Origin of the sequence: Hydrogenobacter thermophilus TK-6, from assembly GCF_000010785.1 — a bacterium.
In the GTDB taxonomy this organism is placed as follows: domain Bacteria; phylum Aquificota; class Aquificia; order Aquificales; family Aquificaceae; genus Hydrogenobacter; species Hydrogenobacter thermophilus.
This window is the reverse complement of the sequence record NC_013799.1, coordinates 437,308-447,618: the sequence shown is the minus strand read 5'-3', so window position 1 is coordinate 447,618 and position 10,311 is coordinate 437,308. Positions and strand designations below refer to the sequence as shown.

General features: G+C 46.4%; 10 protein-coding genes. 4 read left to right on the top strand and 6 right to left on the bottom strand.

Annotated elements, in window-relative coordinates; all coding sequences use genetic code 11:
* Positions 1-3: 3 nt before the first annotated feature.
* Genes sat through HTH_RS02235 form a run of 5 tightly spaced genes read right to left on the bottom strand, consistent with a single transcriptional unit; the run spans position 4 to position 5,556 of the window.
* Positions 4-1,155, bottom strand: a complete 1,152-nt coding sequence (sat, locus tag HTH_RS02255; protein WP_012963094.1) for a sulfate adenylyltransferase — start codon at positions 1,153-1,155, stop codon at positions 4-6.
* Entirely contained in the window at positions 1,125-1,892 is a 768-nt protein-coding gene (gene cobA, locus HTH_RS02250) for a uroporphyrinogen-III C-methyltransferase (RefSeq protein ID WP_012963093.1), read from the bottom strand. The genes sat and cobA overlap by 31 nt, the downstream gene beginning before the upstream one ends.
* The gene (locus HTH_RS02245; RefSeq protein ID WP_012963092.1) at positions 1,892-2,641 is read right to left on the bottom strand and encodes a sulfite exporter TauE/SafE family protein; all 750 of its coding nucleotides are present in this window, start codon (positions 2,639-2,641) and stop codon (positions 1,892-1,894) included. The genes cobA and HTH_RS02245 overlap by 1 nt, the downstream gene beginning before the upstream one ends.
* Positions 2,634-2,921, bottom strand: coding sequence for a hypothetical protein (locus HTH_RS02240; protein WP_012963091.1), 288 nt, complete (start codon positions 2,919-2,921; stop codon positions 2,634-2,636). The genes HTH_RS02245 and HTH_RS02240 overlap by 8 nt, the downstream gene beginning before the upstream one ends.
* Complete coding sequence (locus HTH_RS02235) at positions 2,902-5,556, bottom strand: phosphoadenylyl-sulfate reductase (RefSeq protein WP_012963090.1); 2,655 nt, start codon at positions 5,554-5,556, stop codon at positions 2,902-2,904. The genes HTH_RS02240 and HTH_RS02235 overlap by 20 nt, the downstream gene beginning before the upstream one ends.
* Positions 5,557-5,686: 130 nt before the next feature.
* Here HTH_RS02235 and HTH_RS02230 point away from each other — a divergent pair, with 130 nt between their 5' ends.
* Complete coding sequence (locus tag HTH_RS02230) at positions 5,687-7,048, top strand: sigma-54 interaction domain-containing protein (protein WP_012963089.1); 1,362 nt, start codon at positions 5,687-5,689, stop codon at positions 7,046-7,048.
* Here the strand turns inward: HTH_RS02230 and HTH_RS02225 are convergent.
* Positions 7,010-7,792, bottom strand: a complete 783-nt coding sequence (locus HTH_RS02225; protein ID WP_012963088.1) for a Gfo/Idh/MocA family oxidoreductase — start codon at positions 7,790-7,792, stop codon at positions 7,010-7,012. The genes HTH_RS02230 and HTH_RS02225 overlap by 39 nt on opposite strands.
* Before the next feature lie 24 nt (positions 7,793-7,816).
* Here HTH_RS02225 and HTH_RS02220 point away from each other — a divergent pair, with 24 nt between their 5' ends.
* From HTH_RS02220 to HTH_RS02210, 3 genes are read left to right on the top strand one after another with little or no spacing between them, the layout of a single operon-like run.
* Positions 7,817-9,052, top strand: coding sequence for an aspartate kinase (locus tag HTH_RS02220; protein WP_012963087.1), 1,236 nt, complete (start codon positions 7,817-7,819; stop codon positions 9,050-9,052).
* The gene (locus HTH_RS02215) at positions 9,042-9,992 is read left to right on the top strand and encodes a bifunctional heptose 7-phosphate kinase/heptose 1-phosphate adenyltransferase (protein ID WP_012963086.1); all 951 of its coding nucleotides are present in this window, start codon (positions 9,042-9,044) and stop codon (positions 9,990-9,992) included. Before HTH_RS02220 ends, HTH_RS02215 begins: the two co-directional genes overlap by 11 nt.
* The gene (locus HTH_RS02210) at positions 9,967-10,296 is read left to right on the top strand and encodes a YraN family protein (RefSeq protein WP_012963085.1); all 330 of its coding nucleotides are present in this window, start codon (positions 9,967-9,969) and stop codon (positions 10,294-10,296) included. The genes HTH_RS02215 and HTH_RS02210 overlap by 26 nt, the downstream gene beginning before the upstream one ends.
* Positions 10,297-10,311: the final 15 nt, after the last annotated feature.

Sequence of the window (10,311 nt, the reverse complement as noted above, 5' to 3'; positions counted from 1 at the left end):
AAATTATGAATGAACATTCGTCAAGCTTTTTGTTCTCCTTTTTATTAGAAGCTCAGCCACATCTCTCCTTATCATCTCCTCAGGCGGGAACTTACCTTCTCTGAGCATGTTTCTTATTTTTGTCATGCTAACATAAACCCTTTGATTTTCCTCGTGTCCACAGCTTTTTTCCGAGGCAATACAATCACAGGACCTGCAGTAAAAGACTGCGGAAACCTTTATGATCTCTATACCTATGTCTTCAGGCAGTCTGTCAAATATTCTGTGGGCTTCGTAGGGGTCGTAAAAGTCTCCCACTCCTGCGTGGTCCCTGCCCACTATGAAGTGTGTGCATCCAAAGTTCTTTCTAACTATGGCGTGAAACACAGCTTCCCTTGGTCCTGCGTACCTCATGGCGGTGGCAAGTCCAGAAAGCAAGACTCTATTTTTGGGGTAATAGCTGTTTATCAGATATTCGTAAGCTTCTAAGACGGTAAGTGGGTCAAAGTCGTCGGACTTTCTCCAGCCCAATACTGGGTTTACAAAAAGTCCATCCGCAACTTCCAAGCCTATCCTCTGCAGGTACTCGTGCGCCCTGTGGGGTGCGTTCCTTGTCTGAAAGCCTACTACGGTCTTCCATCCTCTGTACTCAAATATCTTTCTGGTTTCTTCAGGTGTAAGTATCCAGTCCCTGAAGGGAAATTCCACCTTCTCTAAAAGCCAAACATCTCCTCCTACAGCCCACTCACCCTTTGAATAGAAGAGCTTAACACCCGGATGCTCCTCACTTTCCGTTCCCCACACAAGCTTGGCTATGAGGGGAAGGTCAATCCTGTATACTTCCTTTACATCCACAATGGCTTTTATCCGCCCGCTTGTATCCTTCAGAGCAACCCTTCCATCCACCTCAGGCTTTTCCCTAAGCTGGAGTAAAACAGGCAAGCTCCACACAACACCGCCCGGTAGGCTCATATGATAAGCTACGGAAAGGAGTTCTTCGTGAGTCATAAAACCTTTTAAGGGTGAAAAGACGCCTACAGCTATATTCTCAATGTCCAGGAGAGCATCTGTATCTACCACAAGGCTTGGATAGCTCTTTGCCTCTTCCAAAACTTTTGCTCTTTCCCTTTCCGGGACTACCCTGTTTACAAGTTCTCCACCGTGGGGTAAAAGCATGCTACCACCTCCTTAAAGGATATAAGCTTTCTAAGTTTTATCACCTGACCTACCACCATAAGAGCAGGAGGGTTTACCTCAGGTGGGTAGTTGGCAAGCTCATAAAGGTCTGTTATCACCACCCTCTGCTCTCTGGTGGTGCCTCTCTCTATAAACGCCACAGGCTCCTTTGGGTCCCTACCCACCTCTATGAGCCTCCTGGCTATCTCCTTCCTGTTGGAAACCGCCATCAGAAAGACTAAGGTATTTATACCTTTCAGGCTCTCCCAGTCTACGCTCGTTCTTTCCTTCTTTGGGTCTTCGTGCCCTGTGATGACTGCAAAGGAAGAAGATAATCCTCTAAAGGTTATGGGTATGCCCGCATACGCAGGCACCCCTGTGGCTGAGCTTATACCTGGCACAACCTCAACCTCCACCCCGTGCTCTGCCAAAAAGAGAGCCTCCTCACCACCCCTTCCAAAGACAAAGGGGTCTCCACCCTTTAGCCTTACCACAACCTCTTTTGTGTGAGCATAGTGGAGCAAAAGCTCGTTAATCTTCTCCTGCTCTAGGGTGTGCTTTCCCTCCTCTTTTCCCACATAGATGAGTTGGCATTCTGGTTTAGCCAGTAGAAGGATCTCTGGATTTACCAGTCTGTCGTAAAGCACTACATCTGCAGACTTTATGAGTCTGTAAGCTTTTAGGGTTAAAAGCTCCGGATCTCCAGGTCCCGCACCTACTATGTACACCTTACCCATCACGAAAGCCCCCTCTTTATGAGGTTAAAAGCCACCAAGATAAGAAGCATAGATATGCCCACTCTCAGGGGTTTGGGGTTTATACGGCGCGTAAGGTGTGTGCCCAGCCATATGCCTAAGAGTCCACCCAAAGACATGGGAAGAAAAACATGAGGCTGTGTGTGTCCCTGCAAAAGATGTGCTAAGCTCCCTGTCAGAGAGCATGCAAGACCAAAGCCTATGTCTACTCCCACTGCTTTTGACGGAGGAAGCCTGGTAAAGTACAGCAGTAAAACCATTCCCAATGCGCCCGCACCTGCCGAGGTAAAGCCCACCTCAAGACCTATGAAAAAGCATACTAGGGGAATGAGGTAAAAGTACCTTGTTAAGTCAATCCTCCTTTTCATGAGGGTACCAAGAAGGTTGAGAATTACTAAAAGGATAACGGTTATACCGATTATAAACATAATAAGGTTTTTGAGTTTATCCGCCTGAGAGAGCCTGCTTAAAAGGGAAGAGCCAAGAAGAACACCGGGCACGCCCCCGAAACACATAAACATCAGCAACCTGTATTCAACATTCTTATAGAGAGCGTGAAATAGAAAACCTGGAAACTTTACCAGTGTTGAGAAGCTCAGGGCTGAACCCACAGCTTGTGCTGGGTTAAGTCCCAAAAGTATTAGCACTGGCGCAGTAAGCGTGCCAGCACCTACACCTGTAAGTCCTATGGCAAAGGCTATAAAAAACCCAAGAAGTAAATACTCAAGCATAGCTTCCTCCTTTGGTGGGTAGGGAGAAACCAAGGGTCAGGGCTAAGCTCTCCACCTCCTCCCTTAGAGCCTTCATACCTTCCGAATGTACTCTTGAGCTTTCTTCTTTGGGTAGGGAGAGGAAGTAAGGCTCTTTTTCCAGCACTGCCACCCAAAGGTAGTCATTAAACTCTTTGAGCATAGCCTGCCTTGAATTAAACTTGCCTTCATTCCAACCTCTTTTAAAAAGCTCCTCCTTAAGCTTCTCTATGTTTACCCTTTCAAGTATCCTCAGAGCCATCCTTTTCCTCCTTTATCACTTTGTCCGCTATTTTCTCAAAGCCTCCAGTTTCTATACTGCAGTGCATACCGCACTCCTTGGGTGCATCCTTCTCCCACCACCATCTGCCCGCTCTTGGGTCCTCAAAAGGTGCTACAGGTCTTGTACAAGGCTCACAGCCTATGCTCCTGTATCCCGCCTCGTAAAGCTTGTTATAAGGGACGGCATTCTTCTTTATATACTCCCACACCTCTCTCTCGCTCCAGTCCGCAAGAGGGTTTATCTTAACTATCTGTCCGTGGTCATGGTCTACCTCAATCTTCATTATGTTGTGCCTGCTAGCCCACTGCTCACGCCTAAGCCCTGTTATCCAAGCATCTACCTGTGATAGCGCTTTCAAAAGAGGTTTTACCTTCCTCACATGACAGCAGAGGTGTCTTAGCTCAACGGACTTGTAAAAGCAGTTAATTCCGTATTTCCTCGTCAGCTCTTCCACATCCTTTGCGTCAGGAAAGTAGACTTCTACCCTAACCCCGTACCTATCCTCCACCTCCTGCATGAGTCTGTAGGTCTCTTCGTGTAGCCTGCCCGTATCCACAGCAAAGACTCTTACATCTGGGTTTATCCTCCACGCCATGTCAAGGAGTACCATGTCCTCCACCTGCCCACTCCAGGCTATGTAGAGTCTTGGGTGAAAGTTCTCTATAGCCCAGACTAAAAGTTCCTGTGCGGGTTTTTCTTCAAACTCCAGAGCAAGCTCATGGAGTTCAAGCTCATCAAAAGTGTGGGAACCTCCTGCAAGAGCGGGATAGAGCATAAGCTCATCTCCATCTTTCAGCGGTGTCTCAAGACCCTTCAAGAAGGAGACATCCTCTTCGTTTAAAAAGACTTTTACGAAGGGCTTTAGCTCACCCCTTTCGTCAAAGAGTCTCCCCTTAAAACCCTCAAACTCTTTTTCAAGGTGCTCAAGCGCTGTGCGCACCGTGTTGGCACTTACTTCAAGCTCGGAAAGACCACCGGAAAAGCGCGTAAGAGGTCCAAATATGCGGATCTTTACACTCCTTTTTACCTCCTCTTTTGCTTGAGTAGCTTTGCCTTCCATAATGCTCAGAAGCTCTTCATCACTCTTGGAGTTTACGAACTCATAAAATTCTTCAAGTTTAGAACTCCTAAAGGCTAAGATAAGCCTTTCCACATAAACCTTCACCCTCTCAAGAGGTACCTTCTTAGCCACTATCTTCCCTATGCTTGCTCTCCTTCCGTAGCCCCCTCTCAGTACGAGATTGTAAGTTGTTTCTACAGAGCCATCGGGATGCCTCAGGTGTGTTGCCTGAAGTCCTATGTCGTTAAGCCAGTGATGAGCGCAAGCGTGGGGACATCCATCAACACCTATACTCACTCCTTCAAGCTTCCCGAGCTTTTCTTCAAGATAGTCCAAGAGTTCAAGGAGTGCCTCCTTTGCAGAACCTACCGAGTAGTTGCAGAAGGGGTCGCTGGTGCAAGCAACGGATATGGCTCTTGTTTCCCCAACATCAAGGTGAAAGCCAAGCTCTTTTACTCTATCCCTCACTTCCCTAAGGTCTTCCTGTGATATGTTTACCAGAATTATGTTCTGCCTCTGCGATAGCCTGATGGAGAGGTTAAACTCCTGAGCAAGCTCCGCAAGTGCCAACAGCTGACTTCCTCTCACTCTCCCAGCTGGTAGCGGAATACCCAGGTAGTAAAAGCCTTCCTGTTTTTGTCTTCCTACCCCCGTGTGAAAGTACCTCTTTACAGGCAAAGGCTCCTCATCAAGGGGTTGCGGTGTAAAATCCAATCTCTCCAAAATCATGCTCTTTATTTTCTCCACACCTAACCTGTCCACCATGTACTTGAACCTCGCCTTTACGAAGGACTTTCTGTTTTCTGGGTCTTCGCTCCAGAGGTCTACGACAGCTTTTGCCAGAGAGAGCACCCTTTCCTTTTCTACGAAGATGCCCAGCTTCCTTGCTATCCTCGGTGTGGAGGACAATCCACCACCTATCCATACCGCAAAGCCTTCTTTACCCTCAAAGACAGTGCCTACAAAAGCCAGGTCGTGCATCTCAGGCATGTTGCAGTGATACGGGCATGCGGAAACAGTTATCTTGAACTTTCTCGGTAGATTGAAGTAGTCCCTATTTTCCGGATGGTGGAAGAAACCTTCAAGCTTCTGCACGCACTCCCTCACATCAAAAAGCTCATCCTTTTCAAGTCCACACAGAGGACATGTAGTTATGTTTCTGACGGTGTCTCCGCAGGCACCGACCGGGAAAAGGTTTACACTCTTTAAAGACTCAAAGACATCAGGCAAGTGTTCAAGCCTTATGTAGTGGAGCTGTATATCCTGTCTTAAGGTTATTTCCGCGTAATCTCCGAACCTACTGGAAAGCTCTCCCACGACTCTTAACTGTTCTGGATTGAGTATGCCTCCAGGCACCTTAACCCTCAGCAGGAAGTAGCCCACCCTTGGCTTGTCGTGATAAAGCCCGTACCATTGAAGTCTCACCATATCTTCTTCGGGTGTATCTTCATAACCTCTATCTATTATCGTTGGCAGTTCCTCCAGAATGTCTAAGGGATGCTTTTCCGCCTTTAGCCTTTCCCTTGGATTCTTTTCAATCACTTCCTCTCTCATTGCGCTACCTCCTGTCCAATACAATGCAAACTAAGTGCCAAGAAAAAGAGCAGATAAAAGGCCTGCAAATTGGTTATACCTTGATTTATATCATGTATATTTGGTAATCAACCTGTATATTTCTTAAACCATGGAAAGGCTTCTGTACACCAAAGACCAACACTTTAGACTTGAGGGCTTTGAAAGGGTTGAAGAACTGCCAGAGGACATATCCAAATCCCTCGTGATTGTAGACATAGACAGCGTAGGACTCTCTTGTCTTCCGGACTTACTTGAAGGTGAAAACATAGCTGTAGCTGTTACAGGTAAGAGGATACCTGGCTACACCATAAAGCTTGTGAGTCTTGGCTTTTACCATGTGCTTTTTAAGCCAGTCAGCAGCAATAAACTGAAAGAGCTATTGAGAAGTTTGGAGAGTTTAGAAAGGGAAAGGGATGTTATCTTACTTCCTGAGGAGGAAAATTTATCTGGTGAGCTGTGTAAAGAGCTTTGCTCCATAGTGGGAGACCCTGAGGGTAAGATGAGAGATGTGCTTTTAAAGATAGGAAAGGCTGCACCTCTTGATGTGCCAGTATTACTTCTTGGTGAGACGGGCGTAGGTAAGGAGGTTTTTGCCAAAGCTCTGTGGAAGACTTCCAAAAGGTGGAACGGTCCCTTTGTGGCAGTTAACTGCGCGGCTATACCACCAGAACTGCTGGAGGCGGAGCTTTTTGGATACGAGAAGGGAGCTTTCACCGGAGCGTTTTCCTCAAAGGAGGGGCTTATTGAATCAGCAAAAGGTGGTGTGCTGTTTCTTGACGAAATAGGGGACCTCCCTCTTCATATACAGCCTAAGCTTTTGAGAGTCCTTCAGGAGAAGAAGTTAAGAAGGCTTGGGAGTACGAAGGAAGTTCACTGCGATTTTAGACTTGTTTGCGCCACCAACAGGGATATAAAGAAGCTCGTAAAAGAAGGGCTATTTAGAGAAGACCTTTACTACCGGATAAGCGCTGTGGAAATACATATACCACCGCTTAGGAGCAGGAGGGAAGATATTCCTTTGCTGATAAACTGTATGCTGAGGAACCTCTCCAAGGAAATAGGCAAGAGAATAAGGGGTTATACGGAAGGCTTTTTGAAAAAAGCCCTCACTTACAGCTGGCCTGGCAATGTAAGGGAGCTTGAAAATGCCCTCAGGAGAGCCATAACCTTGTGCAAGGGGGAGGTGTTAAGAGCTGAAGATTTGGAAGTAGAACATCAAGATTACTCACAGGAAAATCTTGAAGATGCACTAAAGGAGGAGGTAAAAAGGCTTCTAACGGAGGGTGAGGGAAACCTGTACTACAGACTTATGGACAGGGTCTCCAAGATTATTGTGGGTGAAGCTTTTAGCTTTCTTGGAAGGAATTACTCAAGAACAGCAAAAGTGCTTGGTATAAACAGAATAACCCTCAAGAGGATACTCCAAAAAACATCAAGTCCTGAGAAGGCTCTCAGCTTCCTCCAAGAGTGAGAGATTTCTTTTAGCTCTTTCTCTGCTTCTTTGATTAAATTCATCCTTCAAAAAGGCTTGAATCATAAGCTTTAGCTTGTCTCTTGGCTCACTGTGCAGAAGCTCTCCCTTTACCCATACCTCCTCTTTTGCCAAATCAAGGATTAGCTCACCTTCGTTTATTATCCACTTTCTTGAAGGTGCAGGATGCTCCCATGCAACTTTAAGAGAAAAGGGGATACGGTCTACCTCTCCATTAATCTCCCAAACTTCGCCTGTTTTTACCTGCGTTATCCGTATGTTTTCAAAAAACAGCTGGAGCAGGTACAGGTCGTGCCACGCCAGGTCCCAAAGGGGTGATACATAACCCTTTGATCTTCCAAGTCTCTCTATACTCAGGCTCTGCACTTTCTCGGGAAAGTATTTAAGACACGAGGAGAAGGTTTCTATTTCTGATATGTAAAGATGTGTGTATGGCTCAATTTCCTGAAACTCTCTGTAGCTCAGTGCTGGGGGTTTTTCAAGGAGCACAGGCAGACCCATTTCTAAAAGGGGTTTGGAAACTTTAACATGCTGGGATGGCTCTATGGCTACTATAGCCGCATCCACCTGCTCTTTTACTTCCTCCACATGACAGTAAAAGGAAAAACCGTTTACCCTTTTGCCAGGGTCCGTATCGCAGAGTATGGGCGTGTGTCCCAGCTCTGTAATCTTTGTCAGGTACTTCCTTCCCATATTACCAACTCCTACCAGCAGTATACGCATACAGATTAGTGTAAAATACTTAAGATGCACCTTGTCATAAAGTTCGGTGGTACATCTGTAGGAAGTCTTGAAAGAATTGAAAACGCAGCCAGAAAGGTAATAGAAAAGGTAAAAGAAGGTTATAAGGTGGTGGTGGTGTCTTCCGCCATGGCTGGCGAGACTGACAGGCTTATAAACCTTGCCAGACAGCTGGATAATTTCCCGCCCGAAAGGGAAGTTGACATGCTCATATCTACGGGTGAACAACAAGCAATAGCCCTATTTGCCATAACTCTGAATAAGCTTGGTTATCCTGCGGTGAGCTTGTGCGGTTGGCAGGTACCCATCATAACTGACCATGTACACACAAAGGCAAGAGTCAGAAAGGTAGGCATTCAAAGGATAAAGAACCTTTTAAAGGAGGGATACATACCTGTGGTTGCCGGTTTTCAGGGGGTTACGGAAGATTGGGAAATAACCACGCTGGGAAGGGGTGGCTCTGACCTTTCTGCGGTTGTTCTTGCTCATGCGCTGGGTGCGGACTGCGAGATATACACGGATGTGGAAGGAGTCTTCACCGCGGACCCCCGGATAGTACCCCAAGCCAGAAAAATACCACGCATATCTTACGAAGAGATGCTGGAAATGGCTTCTTTGGGTGCAAAGGTGATGCAGGCAAGAAGTATAGAGTTTGCCATGAAGTACAATGTAAGAATACATGTTAGGAGTTCCTTCTCTGATGTAGAGGGGACATGGATACTGCCGGAGGAGGAAGTTATGGAAAAAGTGGCGGTAAGGGCAATAACCTTAGATACGAAGGAGTCAAGGATCACGGTGGTTAGAGTGCCTGACAGGCCGGGCATAGCTTACAGCATATTCAAAGCTCTTGGAGATGCCCACATAGTGGTGGATATGATAGTGCAGAATGTTTCACATCAGGGTTATACTGACATGTCCTTTACGGTGAATAAGACGGACGCCGACCTGGCTGAAAGTATAGTTAGAAAGGTAGCCGGCGATATAGGCGCTCAGGAAGTGGTAAGAGATGACCATGTGGCAAAGATTTCCGTGGTAGGTATAGGTATGAAAAGCTCTTATGGCACCGCTGCCAAGATGTTTGAAGTGCTATACAGAAACAACATAAACATAATGGCAATATCCACCTCTGAGATAAAGATATCATGTCTTATAGAGAGCAAGTACGGGGAGCTAGCTGTAAGAGAGTTGCACTCGGCTTTTATTGAGGAGGGAGAAGAGGTAAAGGTAATAAATGAAACTTGACAAGGATACAGTCCTGAGAGTATTTGAGAGGCTCAGAAGCCTAAAAATACTTGTGGTGGGGGATGTGATACTTGACAGGTATGTGTTTGGCAAGGTAGAGCGTATATCTCCGGAGGCGCCTGTGCCTGTTGTGGAAGTAGAGAGGGAGGAGTTCAGACTGGGAGGGGCGGGCAATGTGGCGAGCAACCTCTCCGCTCTGGGGGTAAAAACTTATTTGGTAGGTATCACCGGGGAAGATTACGGGATGCACATGATAAAAGGACTTTTGAGGGAGAGGGATATACAGGACCTGACGGTAAGAGACAGTAGCAGACCTACGACGGAGAAGGTCAGGGTCATATCTATGTCCCAACAGCTCATAAGGATAGACAGAGAAAACACAAGGACTGTGCAAGGAGAGAACCTCAGGAAAATCTTAGATAGGCTTGAGGTTTATGTGGATGGTATTATTATCTCTGACTACGCAAAGGGAGTTGTGTGCAAGGAAGTGATAGAAAAAGTAAAGTCCACAGGTAAATTTTACTCGGTGGATCCAAGACCCCAAAATGTGCATCTTTATCAAGGTGCGCACCTGATGACTCCCAATGAGAAAGAAGCCAGACAGATGTTCAAAGCTCAAACTCTTGAAGACCTTGGTTGGGGTCTAAAGAGGGAGCTAAGCCTGCAGGCGCTTGCCATCACCCTTGGTCCAAAAGGTATAGCGCTGTTTGAAAACAGGCTAAGTCTTTACCCTGCAAGAGCCAGACAAGTTTACGATGTTACCGGTGCAGGCGATACAGTTATAGCCGTGCTTACCGCGTGCAGAGTTGCAGGCTTTGACTGGGACATATCCTGCGAACTTGCCAATGTGTGTGCCGGTATAGTGGTAGGTAAGCTCGGCACTGCCAGTCCAAGCATTGAGGAAGTTATTGAATATGTCGAGGAAGGGGAAAGAGTTTGAGGATATAGCGTGCAAGTATTTAGAGTCTCTTGGCTATCAGATACTTGCCAGAAACTTTTACTGCAAAGGCGGGGAGATAGACATAATAGCTAAGGATGGAGATACCCTTGTGTTTGTTGAGGTAAAAGGAACCAAAGCCAAAAGTTTTGGAGACCCCGCAGAGCGCATAGACAGGATAAAGATGGAGAGACTTTTAAGGTGCATAGAGGAATACCTTTCGCTTTGCCACACGGAAAGCCTACGGCTGGACGCTCTGATAATAAGGGGCAAAGACATTGAACACATAAGAGGTATTGAGCTATAAACTATAATCTTTTTC